General features: G+C 71.0%; 20 protein-coding genes. 2 read left to right on the top strand and 18 right to left on the bottom strand.

All coding sequences use genetic code 11. From position 1 onward, the window contains the following. Positions 1 to 61: 61 nt before the first annotated feature. Positions 62 to 349 (top strand): putative quinol monooxygenase, encoded by a 288-nt coding sequence (locus G9272_RS38240; protein ID WP_171400793.1) that lies wholly within the window; start codon positions 62 to 64, stop codon positions 347 to 349. A gap of 101 nt (positions 350 to 450) precedes the next feature. Here G9272_RS38240 and G9272_RS38235 read toward each other — a convergent pair whose 3' ends face one another. The 12 genes from G9272_RS38235 to G9272_RS38180 all read right to left on the bottom strand — a co-directional run bounded on the left by G9272_RS38235 (position 451) and on the right by G9272_RS38180 (position 11,514). After that, a complete protein-coding gene (locus G9272_RS38235) occupies positions 451 to 1,479 on the bottom strand; it encodes a methionine synthase II (cobalamin-independent)-like protein (RefSeq protein WP_171400792.1) in 1,029 nt (342 codons plus the stop codon). Positions 1,480 to 1,482: 3 nt separating this feature from the next. Then, positions 1,483 to 1,959, bottom strand: a complete 477-nt coding sequence (locus tag G9272_RS38230) for a GlcG/HbpS family heme-binding protein (RefSeq protein WP_171400791.1) — start codon at positions 1,957 to 1,959, stop codon at positions 1,483 to 1,485. Further along, positions 1,956 to 2,741, bottom strand: a complete 786-nt coding sequence (locus G9272_RS38225; RefSeq protein ID WP_171400790.1) for an alpha/beta fold hydrolase — start codon at positions 2,739 to 2,741, stop codon at positions 1,956 to 1,958. Before G9272_RS38225 ends, G9272_RS38230 begins: the two co-directional genes overlap by 4 nt. A gap of 26 nt (positions 2,742 to 2,767) precedes the next feature. Next, positions 2,768 to 3,139, bottom strand: a complete 372-nt coding sequence (locus G9272_RS38220; protein ID WP_171400789.1) for a VOC family protein — start codon at positions 3,137 to 3,139, stop codon at positions 2,768 to 2,770. Further along, positions 3,136 to 3,927, bottom strand: a complete 792-nt coding sequence (locus G9272_RS38215) for a fumarylacetoacetate hydrolase family protein (protein ID WP_171400788.1) — start codon at positions 3,925 to 3,927, stop codon at positions 3,136 to 3,138. The genes G9272_RS38220 and G9272_RS38215 overlap by 4 nt, the downstream gene beginning before the upstream one ends. Next, the gene (locus tag G9272_RS38210; RefSeq protein ID WP_171400787.1) at positions 3,924 to 5,372 is read right to left on the bottom strand and encodes an NAD-dependent succinate-semialdehyde dehydrogenase; all 1,449 of its coding nucleotides are present in this window, start codon (positions 5,370 to 5,372) and stop codon (positions 3,924 to 3,926) included. Before G9272_RS38210 ends, G9272_RS38215 begins: the two co-directional genes overlap by 4 nt. A 46-nt stretch (positions 5,373 to 5,418) precedes the next feature. Continuing rightward, positions 5,419 to 6,339 carry a VOC family protein gene (locus G9272_RS38205; RefSeq protein ID WP_171400786.1) on the bottom strand — a complete coding sequence of 307 codons (921 nt, stop codon included), beginning with the start codon at positions 6,337 to 6,339 and terminating at the stop codon, positions 5,419 to 5,421. Between the two features lie 109 nt (positions 6,340 to 6,448). After that, the gene (locus G9272_RS38200) at positions 6,449 to 7,357 is read right to left on the bottom strand and encodes a LysR family transcriptional regulator (RefSeq protein ID WP_171400785.1); all 909 of its coding nucleotides are present in this window, start codon (positions 7,355 to 7,357) and stop codon (positions 6,449 to 6,451) included. A 102-nt stretch (positions 7,358 to 7,459) separates the two neighbouring features. Further along, positions 7,460 to 8,413, bottom strand: coding sequence for a sugar ABC transporter substrate-binding protein (locus G9272_RS38195; RefSeq protein ID WP_171400784.1), 954 nt, complete (start codon positions 8,411 to 8,413; stop codon positions 7,460 to 7,462). A 40-nt stretch (positions 8,414 to 8,453) separates the two neighbouring features. Further along, positions 8,454 to 9,476, bottom strand: a complete 1,023-nt coding sequence (locus G9272_RS38190) for an ABC transporter permease (protein ID WP_253268066.1) — start codon at positions 9,474 to 9,476, stop codon at positions 8,454 to 8,456. Then, entirely contained in the window at positions 9,473 to 10,960 is a 1,488-nt protein-coding gene (locus G9272_RS38185; RefSeq protein ID WP_171400783.1) for a sugar ABC transporter ATP-binding protein, read from the bottom strand. Before G9272_RS38185 ends, G9272_RS38190 begins: the two co-directional genes overlap by 4 nt. Then, the gene (locus G9272_RS38180) at positions 10,957 to 11,514 is read right to left on the bottom strand and encodes a carboxymuconolactone decarboxylase family protein (RefSeq protein WP_171402352.1); all 558 of its coding nucleotides are present in this window, start codon (positions 11,512 to 11,514) and stop codon (positions 10,957 to 10,959) included. The genes G9272_RS38185 and G9272_RS38180 overlap by 4 nt, the downstream gene beginning before the upstream one ends. Before the next feature lie 201 nt (positions 11,515 to 11,715). Between G9272_RS38180 and G9272_RS38175 the strand changes: the two genes are divergently transcribed. Next, positions 11,716 to 12,129, top strand: coding sequence for a cupin domain-containing protein (locus G9272_RS38175; protein WP_171400782.1), 414 nt, complete (start codon positions 11,716 to 11,718; stop codon positions 12,127 to 12,129). A 49-nt stretch (positions 12,130 to 12,178) separates the two neighbouring features. Here the strand turns inward: G9272_RS38175 and G9272_RS38170 are convergent, their stop codons facing one another. From G9272_RS38170 to G9272_RS38145, 6 genes are all read right to left on the bottom strand, one after another. Continuing rightward, positions 12,179 to 12,967, bottom strand: coding sequence for an alpha/beta fold hydrolase (locus tag G9272_RS38170; RefSeq protein ID WP_171400781.1), 789 nt, complete (start codon positions 12,965 to 12,967; stop codon positions 12,179 to 12,181). Positions 12,968 to 13,259: 292 nt separating this feature from the next. After that, positions 13,260 to 14,585, bottom strand: coding sequence for an MFS transporter (locus tag G9272_RS38165; RefSeq protein ID WP_171400780.1), 1,326 nt, complete (start codon positions 14,583 to 14,585; stop codon positions 13,260 to 13,262). A gap of 193 nt (positions 14,586 to 14,778) precedes the next feature. Continuing rightward, complete coding sequence (locus tag G9272_RS38160; RefSeq protein WP_171400779.1) at positions 14,779 to 15,729, bottom strand: catechol 2,3-dioxygenase; 951 nt, start codon at positions 15,727 to 15,729, stop codon at positions 14,779 to 14,781. Continuing rightward, complete coding sequence (locus G9272_RS38155) at positions 15,726 to 16,838, bottom strand: 4-oxalomesaconate tautomerase (RefSeq protein ID WP_253268065.1); 1,113 nt, start codon at positions 16,836 to 16,838, stop codon at positions 15,726 to 15,728. Before G9272_RS38155 ends, G9272_RS38160 begins: the two co-directional genes overlap by 4 nt. Further along, entirely contained in the window at positions 16,835 to 17,539 is a 705-nt protein-coding gene (locus G9272_RS38150) for a 4-carboxy-4-hydroxy-2-oxoadipate aldolase/oxaloacetate decarboxylase (protein ID WP_171400778.1), read from the bottom strand. The genes G9272_RS38155 and G9272_RS38150 overlap by 4 nt, the downstream gene beginning before the upstream one ends. Beyond that, on the bottom strand, positions 17,536 to 18,288 hold the full coding sequence (locus G9272_RS38145; RefSeq protein WP_171400777.1) for a PIG-L deacetylase family protein: 753 nt from the start codon (positions 18,286 to 18,288) through the stop codon (positions 17,536 to 17,538). The genes G9272_RS38150 and G9272_RS38145 overlap by 4 nt, the downstream gene beginning before the upstream one ends. Positions 18,289 to 18,331: the final 43 nt, after the last annotated feature.

Below are 18,331 nucleotides of genomic sequence, written 5' to 3'. Positions count from 1 at the left end.
TGGAATCGGCGGGCCGGAGGCCTGACAGCGGTCTCCGCCGACCCGCCGAGGAGAACCGGACATGTCCTACGCCGTCGTCGCCCACTACCGCTGCGACCCCGCCGACGAGAGCGCCGTCCGCGCCGCGCTGCTCCAGGTGCGCGAGCACACCCGTGCCGAGCCGGCGAACGAGGGGTACGAGGTGCACGCGGTCGAGGGGCAGCCCGGCGGCTTCCTGCTGTACGAGCGGTACGCCGACCGGGCCGGGTTCGAGGCGCACAAGGCGGCCGAGCACTTCCGGAAGCTGATCGTGACGACCGTGTGGCCGCTGCTGACGGACCGGACGGTCACCTTCGCCGAGGCGCTGTAGGGCAAGGCGCTGTACGGGCATGGTGCCGTGCCGTGAGGCGTGGTGCCGTACGGCGTGGGCCGGGCAACTCCCGTGAGTTGTCCGGCCCTTGTCCGCCGCGGTCAGAACTCGTTGCCCCACACGTAGCGGGCGACCGTCTCCACCAGCACGATCTTCCTGCGCTGCTCCTCCGTGGTCAGCAGCGGCCGGCTCGCCACGTCGGCGAAGCCCCGGGACGGCGACACGGCCGCGTCCTCGAGGTCCTTGAACTCGCCGACGGCGTCGATGCGGGCCATCACCGTGTCGATGTCCTCGAGTTCGGGCACCGTCGCGTCGACCACGCCCAGGCAGACGTCCCGGTCCTCCGGCAGCGCCCGGACGAGGTCCAGCTCGGCGTCGGTGCCCTGGTCGAAGGGCAGGATCCAGCGGTCGGCCGGTACCGCGCCGTACAGCCGCTCGGCGCGCGCCCGGTCCACGGCCCCGGGGGCGGCGAAGCCGGGGGCGACCCCGATCCGTACGCCCTCGGGACGCTCGTCGAGGCGTACGGCGAGGGCCTCGACGGCGAGGGCGTCCTCGAAGGACAGGGCGCCCGGGTCGGCCGGGTCAGTCGCCAACTGGCCCAGCAGCAAAGGATTGTTGAGCTGGATCAGGCGTACGCCCTTCGCCACCAGCAACTCGATCTCCGCCTGGATGATCTCCGCGAGGGCCTCGCCCAGTTCGCGCGCGGAGGACACCCCGAGGCCGGGGCGGTAGGTGGTCGCGGCGAGGTACGCCGGAGAGGGCAGCGAGGCCTTCGGCGCGATCACCGTCAGCGCGGTGAGCCGGTCGACCCGGTCGGCGAGCAGCGGGCCGTTCGCCTTGGGCAGGGACTCGGCGACCCAGCCGACCAGACCGTCCGCGCCGACCTCGTCGGTACGACGGAAACCGGTCACGGCGTCGAGGACGGCGCCGCGGAAGTCCTCGCGGGGGAAGTCGCCGTCGGTGACGACGGTCGAGCGGAGCCGGCGCTGGAGGACGACCGCCTCCTCGACCGCCTTGCGTTCGGCGGCCTCCCGTGCCTCCGGGTCGCCGGCCGCGCGGGCGGCGACCAGCTCGGCGGGGCGGACCAGGCTGCCGTGGTGGTCGATGCGGTAGTTGAACGTGTCCGCCATGGGTCACGCGTCCTTTCCGGGCCCGGCCGGGCCGCCCGCGACGCCCCAGGCGGCGAACTCCAGCTCGTAGCCGAGGGAGGCGAGTACCTCGTCGGCGATGGTCTGGTCCTCGTCCGCGGTGCCGCCGGCGATGCCGAGGCCGCCGATGATCTCGCCGTCCTTCTTGATGGTGACGCTGCCCTCGGCGGCCATGATCGGCAGCGCCGCGCCCGGCAGCTGGGAGAGCTGGGCGAAGAAGACGGGCTGGCTCTCCTGCCACTTCTTCAGCATCTTGCCGGGCCGTTGCATGACGGCCGCGGTGTACGCCTTGGCGCGGGCGATGTCCGGGGTGAGGGGGCGGGCCCCGTCCGGACGGCGGATGGCGATGGGGAAGCCGCCGGCGTCCACGACGGCGACGCTCACCGCCTTGCCCACGGCCCGGGCCCGCTGGGTGGCGGCCTCGATGATCTCCTCGGCGGCGGCCAGGGTCAGGCTGCTCATGCTGCTTCCTTCGGTGCGGTGAGAGTGCGGCGCAGACGGGCGACGGCCTCGTTGTAGGCCTGGGGCGTCTCCCAGTACATGGAGTGCGGGGCGCCCGGGACGATCTCCAGGTGCGATCCGGCGAGCAGTTCGTGGGCGCGGGTCACCGTCTTGACGCTCAGCACGGCGTCCTTCTCGCCCGCGAGGAAGGCGACCTTGACGCCCGAGGCATCGATCTCCTCCAGGGAGGGGCCGTCGGTGTCGAGGTTGCGCAGGTCCTGCATCCTGGCGACGTTGAAGGTGCCCATCTGCTGGAACAGGAAGGTGAGATCGGCGCGCTCGCGCTGGAAGGGCTTGGTCAACAGCCGGTCGATGACCGGGAGTTTGACGGCCTCGGCGCGGTCGGCGGCGGCCAGCTCCGTCAGCTCCGGGTGGCTGATCCCGCCCAGCGAGTGGCCGAGGACCACGGAGGAGACGCGCTCGGGGCGCAGCAGGCCGGCGCGCAGGGCGGCGACGGAGCCGATGGACTGGCCGACCAGCATGACGTCGGTCAGGTCCTCCTGGTCGAGGACGGCGACGACGTCACCGGGGAAGTCCTGGCCGTCGAACTCCGCCATGGACGAGTCGGACTTGCCGAAGCCGCGCAGGTCGAGGGTGACCACGGTGAACTCGTCGCGCAGCGCGGCGACCTGCTGCCACCAGGCGGCGTGGTGGCCGCCGCTGCCGTGCACGAACAGGATCGCCGGACCGCTGCCGTGGCGTTCGTAGTAGAGGGAGGTGCCGTCGGAGTCGGCGAGGGGCATGGGAGGGAACTCCTCAGCGTGGGCGATCAGTTGGGGCGCTTGGCGTGGTACACGAGCTCGATCATGGTGTGGTCGGGGTCGTGGATGTAGCAGAACCTCGACTGGTTCTCGGGGCGCTGGACGGGCCGGGTGTGCCGGATGCCCAGCTCACCGAGGTGCGCCAGGAAGTCGTCCCAGTCGTCGACCTCGACGGCGAAGTGATAGGGCGCCATGCGCTCCATCTCCTCGACCGGGGTGAAGTGCAGGTCGAAGTTGCCGCGGGTCATCAGCACGACCCGGGTGTTGGACTTGGGCATGATCCGCTTCATGCCGAAGACCTTCGTGTACCACTCGGCGGTGCGGTCGGGGTCGGTGGTGGGGAAGTTGACGTGGTGGATGTAGCGGGGTTCCGCGCTCATGACTGGTGGTTCCCTTCGAGGTGAACGGGGTTGGACAGCACACCGATGCCGCTGATCTCGATCTCCACGGTGTCCCCGGGCTCGATCCGGCAGGTCGACTCGGCGCCCATCCACAGCACGTCCCCGGGCCGCATGGTGATGTGCTTGGTGATCTCGACGATGAAGTCGAAGGGGTCGAAGACCATGTCGCCGGTGGGGAACGAGGCCCGCTCCGCGCCGTTGACCCGCAGGGTGGTCGTCTGTGCCAGGGCGTCGACGTCGGTCTCGATCCAGGGCCCCATCGGCTTGAAGGTGTCGCTGTTCTTGCTGCGCCAGAAGGTGCGGTCCCGGTGCTGCCAGGTGCGGGCGCTGACGTCGTTGCCGATGGTCCAGCCGAAGACCGACTCGCGGGCCTCCTCGTAGGAGGCGTGCCGGATCGTGCGGCCGATGACGGCGACCAGTTCGGGCTCGGCCTCGAACCGCCCCTCGACCTCCAACGGCTTCACGATCGGCGAACGGTGACCGGTGAGCGCGTTGTTGGCGCGGTAGCCGACCTCCGGGCGGTCCGGCAGGACGGCGGCCGGGTTGCCGAGCCGGGCGGCGTGCTCGATGTGCCGGGGGTAGTTCAGGCCGACCGCGTAGAACACGGGCGGGACGACGGGCGGCAGCCAGTCGGCCGTGTCGCGGCGGACGGTTGCGACGACCTCGGGATCGCCTTCCAGGGGGGAGCCGGACAGCAGCTCGACGTCCGTCTCCCCCACCCGGCCCCACCGCACCCGTCCATCGACCGAGAGCCGTGCGTACCTCATGGCGCCAGCTGGTGGGAGACGCGCTTGGTGACCAGGTAGGCGTCCAGCGCCTCGGGCCCGCCCTCCCGGCCGTAACCGCTGTCCTTGACGCCGCCGGAGGGCGCCTCGTGGACGGAGCCGCCGCAGTGGTTGAGGGAGAGGATCCCGGCCTCCAGCTCGGCGGACAGCTTCTCGGCGGTCGCGGCGGAGTCGGTGAACCCGTAGGCGGCGAGGCCGTACGGCAGCGCGTTCGCGGCTCCGAGCGCCTCGTCGAGGTCGCTGAACGGCACGATCGGCGCGATCGGCCCGAACGGCTCCTCGTGCAGCAGTTCCGCGTCCTCGGGTACGTCGGTCAGGACGGTCGGCGCGAAGAACCAGCCGGGCCGGTCGGGCCGCTCACCGCCGGTGAGGACCTTGGCGCCGCGCGCGACGGCGTCGGCGGTGAGCCGCTCCAGGGACTTCAGCCGGCGTTCGTTGGCCAGCGGGCCCATGGTGGTGCCCGGCTCGAGACCGTCACCGACGACCACCGCCTCGGCGGCCTTCACGAACTCGGCGGTGAACTCCGCCACGAGGCTCTCGTGGACGAGGAAGCGGCTCGGCGAGGTGCAGACCTGGCCGGCGTTGACGAACTTCGCCCGGGCGGCCTTGCGGGCCGCCCGCACCGGGTCGGCGTCCGCGCAGACGATCACCGGGGCATGGCCGCCGAGTTCCATCAGCGACGGCTTCATGACCTGGCCCGCCTGCGCGGCCAGCAGCTTGCCGACCGGCACCGAGCCGGTGAAGGCGACCAGCCGGACCACCGGGGAGGCGATCAGGTGGGCGGAGACCTCGGCGGGCTCACCGAAGACGAGGTTCAGCGCTCCGGCCGGGAGCCCCGCGTCGGTGAAGCAGCGCACCAGTTCCATGGCGGTCGCCGGGGTCTCCTCGGAGGCCTTGATGACGATCGAGCAGCCGGCGGCGAGCGCGGCGGAGATCTTGCGCATCGGGCCGCCCGCCGGGAAGTTCCACGGCACGAAGGCGGCGACCGGGCCGATCGGCTCACGGCGGACGGTCAGCACCGTGCCGGGCTCGGCCGGGATGATCCGGCCGTAGGCGCGGCGGGCGTCGTCGGCGTGCCAGCGCAGGGTGCCGGCCACCCGGCGGGCCTCGCCGGTCGCCTCCGCGAGCGGCTTGCCCTGCTCCAGGGTCATGATCCGCCCGACCTCGGCGGCCCGCTCGGTCAGCAGGTCGGCGGCGGTGTGCAGGATGTCGGTGCGCTCGGCCACGGGCGTCGCGCGCCACACCTTGAAGCCCGCCGCGGCGGCTTCGAGCGCGCGGTCCAGGTCGGCGGGGGCGGCCAGGGGAACTTCCCCGATCACCTCCTCGGTGGCCGGGTTCACGATCGGGGCGGTACGTCCGGTGCCGCCCTGGCACCACTCGCCCGCGATGTGGAGGCGGACGGCGGGGTAGCCGTGGTCGGTGGTCATGGGTGGGTGCCCTCTCAGGCTGGAGAGTCGATGAGGCGGGAACGGCTCAGGAAGCGGTGGTGGCGTCCTGGTCGCGGTTCGTGCGCAGCGCCCAGATGTGGTGCGGCGGGGTGGTCTCGTGGACGCGGGTCTCGTAGGTGTCGTCGACGCGGTCCATGTCGGCGGCGTACTCGACGCGGCCCCCGCACGGGGCGTGCAGGAAGCGGAAGACGTTCGAGCCGACGGTGTGGCGGCCGAGCCGGCGGGCCTCCCGCCAGCCCCTCTCGATCATGTGGTTGCCGCCCTCGATGACGTCGTCGAAGCCGGGCACCTCGTAGGCGATGTGGTTGACGCCCGCCCGGTCCGGGCGATGGCACAGCAGCATGGTGTGCTGGTCGTCGTCGCCCGGGGCCTGCATGAAGACGCCCATCGGCTCCACGATGTCGGTCGGCCGGAATTCGAGGACGTCGGTGTAGAAGGCGACGGCCTCGTCCTTGCCCGCCTTGGCGATGTTCAGCGCCACATGGCACATGCGCAGCGGGTACGCGCGCGTGAGCGGCTCCAGAGCGGTGTTCCACCGGTTGACGCCGCCCGTCACGTTGACGGGACGGGGATCGACGGTGACCGGCTTCGGCCGGGCGAGGGTGAGGCCCACGCCGAAGCCGCTGAGGTCGACGGTGTGGAAGACGCCGTCGGCGCTCTCGCGCACCGTGCGCCGTCGGCCGGCGGCCGCGGCCAGGCGGGTCAGCTCCTCCCGGGTGTCGACGCCCCAGACGACCTCGCGCAGGGTGGGTCCGTCCTCCACGGGCGGGGGCAGCAGGGGGCTCGGGGCGGTGTCGAGGTGGAGTGTCTGCCCGGTGAGGGTCTCGAACACGGCGTGTTCTTCGGTCCGCTCCACCAGGAACAGGCCGAAGTCCTCGAAGAACCTGACGCATTCGTCGAGGTCGTCGATGCCGTAGGTGACCGATTCGATTCTCTGGATTCCCATGGATTCCTCGTTTCCGGGTCGCCTGGTGAGCGTAGGTTTGGGGTGGCCGGGGTCTCAATGGCCCCGCCTCCACCAAATGCGCAACTCTTGGTTGCGCCTGCCGTTGGGGCTACCGGATCGCGGGAATCGGGTTCTGCGAGAACCATTCGGAGAGAAAGTCCAGGAACACGCTGATCTTGCGCGGGGTGTCCTGTCCGGGGCCGTAGATGGCGTACAGCGGACGGTCGGGTACGGCGAGTTCCGGCAGCAGCACCTTCAGGGCACCGGAGACGAGGTCGTCGTAGGCCGGGCGCTGCGGGAGCAGGGCGATGCCCCGGCCGTGCACGGCGGCCTTCTGAAGGGCCAGGTAGGAGTTGGACGAGAAGGCGATGTTGCGGATCTTGTGCAGGGTGCTCGCGTGGCCGTGGCCGATGCGCCAGACCGGGTCGTTGACGTGCACCAGGCAGTCGTGGCCCGCGATGTCGTTGGGATGCGCGAGACCGCCCCGGCGTTCGATGTATTCCGCCGAGCCGCACAGCACGAACGGCAGGGAGGAGATCTTCTTCAGGCGGACGCTGGAATCGCGGAGATCGCGGGTGTGGAAAGCGACGTCGAATCCACTGTCCAGGAAATCGTAGGTACGGTCGGACATGCCGCCGAGTTCGAAACGGACCTGAATCTTCGGATGGGCCGCTGAAAATGCGGCGATCGCGTCGCCCAGGTCCAGGCTGCCTATCCATTTCGGACAGATGATGCTGAGGGTGCCTTCGGCCCGGTCGTGCGAGTCGGCGAGTGCCGCGTCCTGCGCGTCGATCTCGTCGAGGATGCGGGCGGCGAATTCCGCGTACCTCAGCCCCGGCTCGGTGAGGCTCACCGAGCGGGCGGTGCGGTTGACCAGGCGGACCCCCACCTGTCGTTCCAGCTCGGCCACATGCCGTGAGACCAGTGACCCGGAGGAGCCCAGTTTCTTGGCGGCTCCGTTGAAGCTTCCGGCCTGAGCGACAGTGACGAAACTGTGCATCAGCAGCAAGCGGTCCATGTTTCCTCCGATTGCGGCTCCCGCCCGCGGCGTCGAGAACGGGAGCATTCCTGCGGCTCGGGACAACCGGGCGCCGGCAGGCACCGCTTCCCGGTGGGGCCCTCACTTCGGGCAGTACTGGGGTGCCTCGCTCAGGTTGTCCTCGGTCACCAACAGAAGAGGAATGTTGGCAATCTTGTCAACCTTTTCTTTGTTCAGGAGCCCGACGGCGTTCTTCACGGCCGTCTCGCCGATCGTCTTCGCCGAGTTCGCGACGGTGGCCGAGAACTCGCCGTTCTTGACGGCGGCCAGGCCCTCGTCGGTCCCGTTCGCGGTGACGATCTTGACGTCCTTCGCGCCGGCGGCGTCGAACGCCTTGCGCACGGCGAAGGCCATCTCCTCGTTGGCGACGAACGCGTAGTCCAGGTCGGGATGGGCCTGGATCATGTTCTCCGCCACGTCCTGGGCCTTCGCGGGATTGAACATGCCCGGCTGGTTGGCGACGACCTTCGCCGTGGCCGGGAGGGCGCTCTTGAAGCCGCCCACCAGCAGGTCCGAGGCCGCGCCCGGAGCCCCGGCCACGATGCCGACCTGCACCTGCTCGGTGCCCGCGTCCTGGGCGATCCAGCCCGCGTCGAGGCTGCCGACCTTCTTGAGGTCGACGACGGCCGCGCCGAGGATGTCGTCGGCGTCACCGGTGGACACGGAGGTCAGATAGATCGGTATGCCCGAGGCCTTCGCCTTGGCGATGTCACCCTTGAGCGCGTCGACGTTGACCGTCTGCACGATCAGCGCGCTCACGTTGCGGGAGATCATGTCCTCGATGTTGGACAGCTCGGTCCCGGCGTTCTGGTGGGAGTTGGCCGTGTAGACCTTCGCTCCCGCGGTCTTCGCCTGGCCCTCGACGGCTTTCTGGAGACAGCTGTGGAAGTTGGTGTCGCCACCGTTGACGAAGCCGAGGGAGACGCTGTCGGCACTGCCGCTGCCGCTGTCGCCGTTGCCGCAGCCGGTCAGCACCAGGGTGGAGCCGGTGACGGTGGCGAACAGTGCCCTGCGCGAACGGGCGGAGAGTCTCATGGTGACGCCTTTCAGGACGAGGCAGGAACGAGAGGGAAGGTCAGTGACGCGCCGAGCCCGAGCGGGCCTTGTGCATCTCGTTGGCGATGGCCGCGACGAGCAGCACGGCGCCGACGGAGACCGGCTGGTAGTTGCTGGAGAAGTCCAGGAGGTTCAGCGCGTTGGCCACCACACCGAGCAGCACCAGGCCGAGAGCGGTGCCGATGACGGTGCCGTGCCCGCCGGCCAGCGAGGTGCCGCCGATCACCACCGCGGCGACCACGGCCAGTTGAAGCGAGAGGCCGGCGGTGCCGCCGGGGCTGGAGGAGCCGAGGCGGGACAGCAGCATCAGGCCGGCGAGTCCGGAGAGGGTGCCGGTGAGGCCGTACAGGGTGAGCTTGCGGGCGGTGACGTTGATGCCGCTGAGGCGGGCCACGTGCTCGTTGCCGCCGATGGCGAAGGCGTCCCGGCCGAACACCGTGAACCGCATGACGAGCGCCGTCACGATCAGCACCAGGACGGCGACGATCAGCAGATACGGCACGCCGAGCACCTTGTCGTTGCCGAGGGCGGACATCCGGGTGCCGATGGAGATGGTGGAGCCGTCGTGGACCAGGAGCGCGACGCCGTCGAGCAGGGTGGCCGAGGCCAGCGTCACGACGAACGGCGCCACATTGGTGAAGGTCACCACCAGCCCGTTGACGAGTCCGATGGCGGTGCCGAGCAGCAGCGCGACGACGACGGCGTAGCCGGTGGGCTGGCCGTCGGCGAGCAGTTTCGCCGACACGGCTGCCGTGACGGCGACGTTGCTGCCCATGGAGAAGTCCATGCCGCCCGCGGTCATCAACAGGGTGAGCCCCGCGGCGAGTACGGCGTTGACGCTCACCTGGCTGAGGATGTTGACGATGTTGCGGTCGGTGGCGAACGTCTCGCTCTGCGCGGCGGTGAACACCACGACGAGGACGAGCACGGCGATCAGCCCGGCGTGCGGCACATCGCGCACCTTGCCCAGGGTGAAACGGGACTTGGGCGCCTCGGGCGGGACGGACACACCAGGGGCATCGGAAAGTGTCTTGACGCTCACTGCGCTTGTCCTCCGAGGGCCGTGGCGACGAGTTCGTCGCGGGTGATGGCGGTGATGTCGTGTTCGGCGACCGTGCGGCCGGCGCTCACGACGACGACCCGGTCGGCCAGCCGCATGACCTCCTCGGCGGAGGAGGAGGCGAGCAGTACGGCCACTCCCCGGGAGGCGAGGTCGTCGAGGAGGGTGTGGATGTCGGCCATGGCCGCGATGTCCACGCCGTTGGTGGGGTCCTCCAGGAAGCACGCGGCCGGTGAGGTCTCCAGCCACTTCCCGAGCAGCACCTTCTGCTGGTTGCCGCCCGACAGCGCGCTCACCGGCGGGTTCCCGGCCAGCGCCCTGACTCCGTAGCTGTGGCGCAACGGGGCGGCCCGGCGGGCCAGTTGGCCGCGCCGGTGCAGACGCCGGCGCGCGAACCGGTCGTCGGCGAGCATCAGGTTCTCGTCCAGCGACATGCCCGGGACCAGACCCAGGGCGCGGCGGTCGCCGGTGACACAGCGCAGCCCGCTGGCGAGCGAGGCCGGGACCCGGCCGAAGGGCACGGCCCTGCCGTCGACATGCAGATCGCCGCTCTCCGGGCGCTGCCGTCCGGACAGCAGGTCGAACAGCCGGGACTGGGCGTCCCCGGCGGGCCCGAGGACGGCGACGATCTCGCCCCTGCGCACCTCGACGGTGAAGTCCCGGATGGCCCGCCCCTGACTCAACCCCCTTACCGCGAGGCCGACTTCGTCCTTCGGCGTGGGACGTTCGGGGCGGGTGGAGACGACGTCCCGGCCGACCATGGCGCGCACCAGTCCCGCGTCGTCCAGCTCGGCGGCGGGCGCGCTCGTCACGACGGCCCCGTCCCGCAGCACCGTGAGGCGGTCGGCGACGGCCATGACCTCGTCGATGTAGTGCGAGATGTAGACGACGGCGACGCCCTCGTCGCGCAGGGTGCGCACCAGGGCGCGGATCCGGTGGGCGTCCTTGGCGCTCAGACACGCGGTCGGCTCGTCCAGGATCAGCACGCGGCCGCCGCGCCGGACCTCGCGGGCCACCTCCACCATGGTCTGCTCGGCGACGGTGAGCGAACCGGCGGCGCGTTCCACGTCGATGGCGATCCCCAGGGCGGCGAGGGCCGTGCGGGCCTCTTCCCTGACGGCCCTCCACCGCACGGCGCGCCCTCGTGTGGGCAGGTCGCCGAGCAGGATGTTCTCGGCGACGCTCAGGCCCATCGCCAGCTCGCGGCGCTGCGGCACCGAGGAGATGCCCAGCCTGCGCGCCCTGCGCACACTCAGCCCGTGCTGCTCCTGCCCGTCGACCTCGATCGTGCCGGCGTCTGCCTGGTGCACGCCGGACAGCACCTGCACGAGGGTCGACTTGCCGGCGCCGTTCATGCCCATCAGGGCGTGGACCTCGCCGGGGTACAGGTCGAGGTCGACGCCTTTCAGCGCGGCCGCCCCGCCGAAGCTCTTGGTGACGCCCCGGGCGCGCAGTACGGCGGTCATGGCCGGTCGCCCTCGGGGGCCACACGTCCGTAGCCGCGGATGTCCGGGAAGGGGGGCTCCTTGTCGGCCTGGAGGTCCACCTGGAAGGTGTTCAGGCACATGCCGAGCATGGTGAAGTTGCCGAGCGCGCCGATGGTGTCCACCAGGCCCTTGGAGCCGAAGTGCGCCAGTGCCGCCGCGAAGGTGGCGTCGGTGACGAAGTGCTCGTCGAGGATCTCCCGGCAGAACCGGTAGAAGACCTGGTCCGCCTCGTTGTCGAAGACCGCCTCGCGCTTCTCGGCGATCGCCTTCACGGCGGCCTCCGGAATGCCGGCCTCGATCGCCTGGTGCACATGGGCGTTCCAGGAGTACTGGGCGTCCCAGTTGCGGGCGGCCATCAGCAGGGTCAGCTCGCGCAGGTGCTTCGGCAGCGAGCAGTCGAAGCGGGCGAACGCGCCGAGCGACTCGGCCCGTTCGCACATCTCCGGGCTGTGCAGCCAGACCCGGAAGGGACCGCGCACCGCGCCACGGCGGCCGGCGATCCGCGCGGCCAGCTCCTGCTGCCGCGCATCCATTTCCTCTTCGTCGAGAACGGGGAGCCTCACGGCCGTTACCTGCCTTTTCTTTCCGGCGCATTACGGGCACGGGTCGTGAATCCGTGCGGTGCCAGGTGAAGGTACAGCCGTGTCCGAGAAGCTCACCCACCTCGGAGCGCAACGTAAAACTGCACGCCGGAGGCCCCCCATTCGCCGGGCGGCGACCTAACGTCGTCCGACATGACCACCATCATCAAGGCCGCGTCCGTCCCGCTGCTCGACCGCGGCGGCGCGGTCGTGACGACACCGCTCGTCACCACCGCGGCGGCGAACGGGGAGAACCGGATCACCAGCGGGATGAGCGTCTACCCCGTCGGCTCCGGGGCCCCGCTGCACTCGCACAACTGCGACGAGCACGTGACGATCCTCGAGGGCGAGGCGGAGGTGTGGGTGGACGGCGAGGTGACGAAGCTGGAGCGGTTCGACACCACGTACGTGCCGTCCCCGATCCCCCACCTGTTCCGCAACATCGGCGACCGCCCGCTGCGGATCCTGTGGGTGTACTCCTCGGGCCATGTGACGCGCACGTTCACCGAGACCGGCCGGACGGTGGAACACCTGTCGGCACAGGACCAGATGGGCTCCGACGACTGAGGACGACCGAGAACGGCCGAGAACGACCGAGAACGGCCGAGGACGGCCGTCAGCGCACCGACGCCGTGGCCGCCTCCGCGATGATCTCGGCGACCGCGGCCGGCTGCTCGACGAGGAGGAGGTGCCCCGCGTCGGGCACGGTGACCATGCGCACGCGCGGGCAGGCCCCGAGGCCCTGCCGCTCCTCGGCCGTCAGGCCGATCCCGTCACGGTCGCCGCGCACCACCCAGGCGGGCACCCCGGACCCGCACAGTCTCGGTACGAGCGACGGATACCGGTCCAGGTACGCGTAGTAGCCCCGGACGATCCGGCGACAGACCGCCGGATCGTTGCCGCCCATGACCGCCGCCAGCGCTTCGGCACGGTGCGGCGGCATTTCGCGTTTCACGGACCGCGGCAGCAGCGCGATCATGGCAGTCCAGGCCGCTGCACCGATCCCGGGCACCCGGCCCAGAGCGTTCAGCACGGTCAGGAACCTCGCCTCGTCGCCCCGGGAGAAGGTCGGCGACAGCAGCACCAACGGGCCCTTGAACAGGCCCTGCGCGGCCATCTCCAGCGCCACGTTCGCGCCGAGGCTGTGCCCGACGACCGCGTCGCAGCCGGCGTCGGCGGCGAAGTCGGCCATCAGCCGGGCGTAGTGCTCCATGGACACGTCCTCGGGCGCCTCGGTGCGGCCGAAGCCCGGCTGGGTCGCCGCGACCATGCCCAGCCCCGCCACCGCCGGCTCGGCCATGACGTCCGCGTAGAACTCGGTCGTGCACAGCCCGCCCGGAATCATCAGCACCCGGTGCGGGGCGTTCGTCGCGCCCGCCCGGCGGACCTCCCACCGCTCACCCATACCTCGAGCGTGCGGCCCGACGCCCCTCTCCGCACCCCGGACGAACGGCGCCCGCAGGCACAGGTGACCACAACCCCCAGGGGCGCGGGGAACTGCGCGACCAGCCCCCACCCGCCCGCGGCCGACGAACTCCCGCGCCACCGGCAGGGGCGGGCGCCGAACGCGCAGGGCGCCGAACGCGCAGGGCGCCGAACGCGCAGGGCGCCGAACGCGCAGGGCGCCGGCCCCCGCACCCCGTGCGGTGGCCGGCGCCCGCGTCGCCCCCGGTGTCAGCCGTGCGCCGTGCGCTCGCTCAGTGGGCGCCCACCAGCTCCTGGTCGGCGCCGCGCGGAGTCTGCCGGGAGCTGCGCAGCGCGGCGATGCCGATGAAGACCATGGACGACAGGCCGGCGATCGCGAACGCGGTGAAGCCCCGGTCGCCCTGGTTCGAGGCGAGCAGCTGGCCGCCCAGCCACGGGCCGAAGACGGCGCCGAAGCGGCCCATGCCGGAGGTCCAGCCGACGGCGGTGGCCCGGTTGTCCGCGTGGGAGCGGATGGAGACCGTCGCGTAGATCATCGTTTGGGCGCTGTTGAGGAAGACTCCGGTGAAGAAGACGACGATCATCGTCACGCTCATCGGCATGTGGACGCTGAGCAGGAACACGCCGGCGGCGGTCAGCCCGAACCAGATCGCGGAGATGCGCGGGGCGCCGAACCGGTCGGCGGCGCGTCCGGCGACCAGCATGCCCACGATGCCGCCGAGGTTGAAGACGACCACGAAGGACAGGGCCGAGCCCAGCTCGTAGCCCTCGGCGCGCATCAGGGTGGGCAGCCAGGTGGCGACGCCGTAGACGAGGAGGAGACCGCCGAAGGAGGCCAGCCAGTACAGCAGCGTCTGGGTCCACTCGCCGCCGCGGAAGAGGTTCTTCAGCGCGTTCCAGCGGTCGGCCGCGCCCTGCTTGCCGGACTTGTCGGCGGGCAGCTCGACGTCGTAGCGGGTGGCCAGCTCGCGGGCCTCGTCGGCACGGCCCTTGGCGACGAGGAAGCTCAGCGACTCGGGCAGCAGCTTGGCGAGCACCGGGGCGAAGAGCAGCGGGAGCACGCACACCCAGAACGCGGCGCGCCAGCCGACCGGGTCGATGAGCCACTTGGCGACGTAGGCGGAGAGGATGCCGCCGGCGTGGTGGGCGGTCATCAGCAGGCCGATGACGAGGGCGCCGCGGCCGCGCGGGGCGTAGTCGGAGACCATGCTGATCGCGGTGGGCAGCAGGCCGCCGAGGCCGACGCCCGCCAGGGTCCGGCCGAGGCCGAAGACCTCGACGCTGCCCGCCATCGCGCACACGCCGGAGGCCAGCGAGAAGAGGGTCACGCAGCCGACCATCAGCTTCTTGCGCCCGATCCGGTCGGCGACGGTGCCCGCCGTCAGGGCGCCGATCAGCATGCCGAAGGTGGCGTAGCTGCCGAGGTCACCGGCCGTGTCCGGGGTGAGGCCGAAGGTCTTCGTCTCCAGCAGGTGCGGCAGCACCGAGCCGTAGATGAACATGTCGAGGCCGTCGAAGAGCACGGCCAGCCAGCACAGACCGACGACCAGGAGGGCCAGTCTGCTGCCGCGGGCGGACAGCGCGGGGGAGGAGGACATCGTTGTTTTCCTCTCGTCCAGGAGGCAATCCCTGGAGGGGACGAGTGAAGAGGGCCGGCGCGGCTCGTGCGGCTGACCCGGTGTGCGCAAGACGCTAAGGATCAGCCCGGGGAGAGTCAACAGTTTTGTCAACAATCTCATCGACAATCCAGAGATCCGCTGGTCCGACGCCCTGCGCACCCGAAAAACAGGCTCAGCTCACGGGCGGTGTGCCGTGCGTGTGGAACGACTCGATCGTCCGCAGACCCCAGGCCTGCCCCTTCTTGCGCTCTTCCTCGGTCCAGGTGACGAGCGGCCAGTCGGGGGCCAGGACGAGGCGCGTGAGCGGGTTGCACAGCTCGATGCGGTTGCCGCCGGGCTCGTAGACGTACAGGAAGAACGTCTGCTGGATGGCGTGCTTGTGCGGGCCCGTCTCGATGAACACGCCCGAGTCGATCGCGAGATCGGCGGCGCGCAGGATGTCCTCACGGGTGTCCGTCGCGAACGCGATGTGGTGCAGCCGCCCGGAGCTGCCGGTCCAGTCCGAGGTGTAGACGACGTCGTACGACTTGTTCGTGTACGTCAGCCAGCGCGCCGCGATCTTCCCCGTGTCGAGACGGATCTGCTCGGTGGGGCGGGCGCCCAGCAGGTTCTGCTGGAACTCGGAGTTGGCCAGCACGTCGGCGGCGAGGAAGTTGATGTGGTCCAGGCGCCGTACGCCCACCCCCCGGTTGGGCTTGGCCTGCGGCTGGTTCTTCAGGGCCGGCTTCAGCTCGTCGGGGGCCCGGTAGTGCTCGCTCTCCCAGTACAGGGCGTGCTCGTGGCCGTCCGGGTCGGTGGTGACGTACAACTTGCCGAGGCCGGGTTCGTCCTCGACCCAGTGGCCGGCGCCGCCCGCCGCCTCGACCGCCGCGACCCGGCGCTGTAGCGCCTCCTCGCTGGAGGTGCGCAGGGCCAGCCGGCCGAGACCGGGCTGCTCGCGGGCGGTGAGCACCAGGCTGTGGTGCTCGTAGTCGTCGAAGGTCCGCAAGTAGACCGTGTCGCCGTCCTGCCCGTTGACGGTGAGCCCCAGGTAGTCCGTGAAGAAGCCGACACTGGCGTCCAGGTCCGGGGTGAAGAGCTGGGCATGGCCGATGTGGGCGATGTCGCCGAGCGGCGGAGTCATCGTTGACCTCCAAGGGAGCGGGGAGAGAGGGGAGCCGTCTCGGCGGACCTGGGGAAGACGGTGCCGTCGAAGATCTTTCGGGCCGTGCGCACCACGGCGGTGCGGCGGGCGGAGGGCAGACCGTCGGGGGTCGACCCGAGGCTACTTTCGATATCCAGGAATCCGGTGGGATGTTCTATGCGAATTCGGTCACTGTCGGCGTCGATCCTCGCCAGCTCGGCCCCGACACTGCCTTCTATCCGAAGGCCTGCCGCGACGCTGGCCGCGCCGAGCACCCCGATCGAGGGGTGGCAGCGCACAGGAATGAAGGTGCGGGTGGTGACCGCGCCGTCGCCACGGGGCGCGGCGAGCAGCGTGAGCTTGGGCACGGTGGCGTCCGAGACGTCGCCGAGGCCCATCAGCCGGCCCGCCGCCAGGCGGATCGTCCGGAGGCGGTCGGCGAGCGCCACGTCCTCCTCCAGGTCCCTGGGCAGCTCGTAGCCGGTGACCTTGAGCGAGGTGGCCGCGATGAGCACCGTCGGCATCCCGTTGTCCACGCAGGTCACCGCCACACCGTCGATCTCGTCCCGGACGTTGCCCGTGGGCAGCAGCGCGCCGGTGCCCGGCGGGAACTCGATCACCACGGGCGCGGCCGTCCCCGGCACCCCGGAGATCTCGGCGGCGCCGGTGTAGTCCACGCGACCGCCCGGCGTCGGGAAGGTCGCCGTCGCGTAGTCGTCGGAGTTCACCATGCGGATACGGACGGCGGTCTCCTCCTCCCCCGCGGCGACGAGTCCGCGCTCCACGGCGAACGGGCCGACACCGGCGAGGATGTTGCCGCAGTTCTGACGATCACTCACCTCCGGCCGTTCCACGGCGACTTGGAGGAAGAGGTAGTCGACGTCGGCGTGCGGGTCGGCCGACGGCGACACCACGGCCACCTTGCTGGCGAGCGGGTGCGCGCCACCCAGGCCGTCGATCTGGCGTGCGTCCGGACTGCCCATGACACGCAGCAACAGCTCGTCGCGCAGGGCCGGTTCGGCGGGGAGATCCTCGGCGAGGAAGTACGCGCCCTTGGAGGTGCCGCCCCGCATCAGCAGGCAGGGCAGCTCCTCGGGCCCGGAGCTCACGACGACTCCCCCGCGTACGCGTCGTACGTCTTGTACTCGACGCCGAGCCGCTTCAGGGTCTCCCTCAACCCGTAGCGGTCCAGGCCGAGTTCGCCGTCGAGGAAGGCGGCGCGGGAGCGGGCCTCCTTGGCCTCGCGGGCCTCGGACGCCTCCGCGGTGGCGCGGGCACGCTCGCGCGGGACGACCACGACACCGTCGTCGTCGGCGAGGATCACATCGCCCGGACGGATCACCTGGCCGTCGATCGCGATCGGTACATTGACCGAGCCGCCGGTTGCCTTCACGGTGCCCTGCGAGGAGACGGCCCGCGACCAGGCCGCGAAGCCCATGTCCCGCAGCTCCTGGGTGTCGCGGATGCCCGCGTTGGTGATCACGCCCCGCACTCCGCGCCGCTGGAGCGCGGTCGCGAACAGCTCGCCGAACATGCCGTCGGTGGACGGGGAGGTGGTGGTGACGACCAGGATGTCGCCCTCGCCGCACTGCTCGACGGCCGCGTGGATCATGAGGTTGTCGCCGGGCCAGCTGAGTACGGTCACGGCGGTGCCGGCGACCCGTACGCCCTGCTGGATCGGGCGGATCTCCGGGCTCAGCAGGCCGGTCCGGCCCAGCGCCTCGCCGACCGTGGCCACGCCGAAGCCGGCCAGCGCGTCGACGTCCTTCAGCTCCGCCTTCGGCGGGTCGGTGACGATCACACCGCTCATGACAGCTCCTTCGCGATCTGCGGGTAGGGACGCATGTACGCCTCGGCCATGGTCTTGTGCGCCAGGCCCAGGTTCGGGCCGGCGTTGCGCTTGAGCTGGACGCCCCGGCGCACGGCGAGGTCGGTGTAGTAGTCCCACAGGTGCCGCTGGGCGCCGAGGCACTCCATGGCCTTGCGCTTGGTCTCCCACACCTCGGTGATGTCGAGCAGGACCTCGGGCCTGAAGCCGCTCATCTCCGGCTGGTGCGGCTCGAAGTAGAAGACCGGCGGCGCGCCGATGATCTCGCCCTCGCCCGGGTAGCCGATGGCCTGCGCGAGGACCCTGGCCTCCAGCGCCATGCGGTTGGCGGCCGGGTGGTCGCCGTTGTACGGGTCCTCGGTGGGGTGGGTCAGCACCACGTCCGGCTGGGTGTCCCGGTAGACGGCGACGAGCCGGTCGGTCAGCTCGGCGGTGACCACGAGCGGATAGTCGCCGGCGTCGAAGAAGCGGACCTCGGCGCCCAGGGTGGCGGCGGCGCGCTCGGCCTCGTCCCTGCGTATCGCCTTGATCTCGTCGAGCTTCTTGCCCTCGCGCCACGCCTTGGCGGACTCACCGCGCTCGCCGAAGGTCAGGCACGCGATGGTGACCTTCTCCCCGCGGGAGGCGGCCAGGGCGATGGCGCCCCCCGCCCGCCACACGAAGTCGCCGGCGTGCGCGGTGACGACGAGGGTCGATCGTGGTGGGCTGGCGGGCGCGTTGGCCTGGGTCATTCTCAGATCTCCTTGATGACAGGTGGGCGCCCGCCCCGCGCAG

Source organism: Streptomyces asoensis, from assembly GCF_013085465.1.
GTDB classification, from domain to species: Bacteria; Actinomycetota; Actinomycetes; order Streptomycetales; family Streptomycetaceae; genus Streptomyces; species Streptomyces cacaoi_A.
The sequence above is the reverse complement of the archived record's forward strand: the minus strand, read 5'-3'. Positions and strand labels throughout refer to the sequence as shown.

Excerpts from the sequence above, each read along its gene's own strand:
- G9272_RS38240 (WP_171400793.1), top strand. The coding sequence starts at position 62 with ATGTCCTACGCCGTCGTCGCCCACTACCGCTGCGACCCCGCCGACGAG.
- G9272_RS38235 (WP_171400792.1), bottom strand. The coding sequence starts at position 1,479 with ATGGCGGACACGTTCAACTACCGCATCGACCACCACGGCAGCCTGGTC.
- G9272_RS38230 (WP_171400791.1), bottom strand. The coding sequence starts at position 1,959 with ATGAGCAGCCTGACCCTGGCCGCCGCCGAGGAGATCATCGAGGCCGCC.
- G9272_RS38225 (WP_171400790.1), bottom strand. The coding sequence starts at position 2,741 with ATGCCCCTCGCCGACTCCGACGGCACCTCCCTCTACTACGAACGCCAC.
- G9272_RS38220 (WP_171400789.1), bottom strand. The coding sequence starts at position 3,139 with ATGAGCGCGGAACCCCGCTACATCCACCACGTCAACTTCCCCACCACC.
- G9272_RS38215 (WP_171400788.1), bottom strand. The coding sequence starts at position 3,927 with ATGAGGTACGCACGGCTCTCGGTCGATGGACGGGTGCGGTGGGGCCGG.
- G9272_RS38210 (WP_171400787.1), bottom strand. The coding sequence starts at position 5,372 with ATGACCACCGACCACGGCTACCCCGCCGTCCGCCTCCACATCGCGGGC.
- G9272_RS38205 (WP_171400786.1), bottom strand. The coding sequence starts at position 6,339 with ATGGGAATCCAGAGAATCGAATCGGTCACCTACGGCATCGACGACCTC.
- G9272_RS38200 (WP_171400785.1), bottom strand. The coding sequence starts at position 7,357 with ATGGACCGCTTGCTGCTGATGCACAGTTTCGTCACTGTCGCTCAGGCC.
- G9272_RS38195 (WP_171400784.1), bottom strand. The coding sequence starts at position 8,413 with ATGAGACTCTCCGCCCGTTCGCGCAGGGCACTGTTCGCCACCGTCACC.
- G9272_RS38185 (WP_171400783.1), bottom strand. The coding sequence starts at position 10,960 with ATGACCGCCGTACTGCGCGCCCGGGGCGTCACCAAGAGCTTCGGCGGG.
- G9272_RS38180 (WP_171402352.1), bottom strand. The coding sequence starts at position 11,514 with ATGGATGCGCGGCAGCAGGAGCTGGCCGCGCGGATCGCCGGCCGCCGT.
- G9272_RS38175 (WP_171400782.1), top strand. The coding sequence starts at position 11,716 with ATGACCACCATCATCAAGGCCGCGTCCGTCCCGCTGCTCGACCGCGGC.
- G9272_RS38170 (WP_171400781.1), bottom strand. The coding sequence starts at position 12,967 with ATGGGTGAGCGGTGGGAGGTCCGCCGGGCGGGCGCGACGAACGCCCCG.
- G9272_RS38165 (WP_171400780.1), bottom strand. The coding sequence starts at position 14,585 with ATGTCCTCCTCCCCCGCGCTGTCCGCCCGCGGCAGCAGACTGGCCCTC.
- G9272_RS38160 (WP_171400779.1), bottom strand. The coding sequence starts at position 15,729 with ATGACTCCGCCGCTCGGCGACATCGCCCACATCGGCCATGCCCAGCTC.
- G9272_RS38150 (WP_171400778.1), bottom strand. The coding sequence starts at position 17,539 with ATGAGCGGTGTGATCGTCACCGACCCGCCGAAGGCGGAGCTGAAGGAC.
- G9272_RS38145 (WP_171400777.1), bottom strand. The coding sequence starts at position 18,288 with ATGACCCAGGCCAACGCGCCCGCCAGCCCACCACGATCGACCCTCGTC.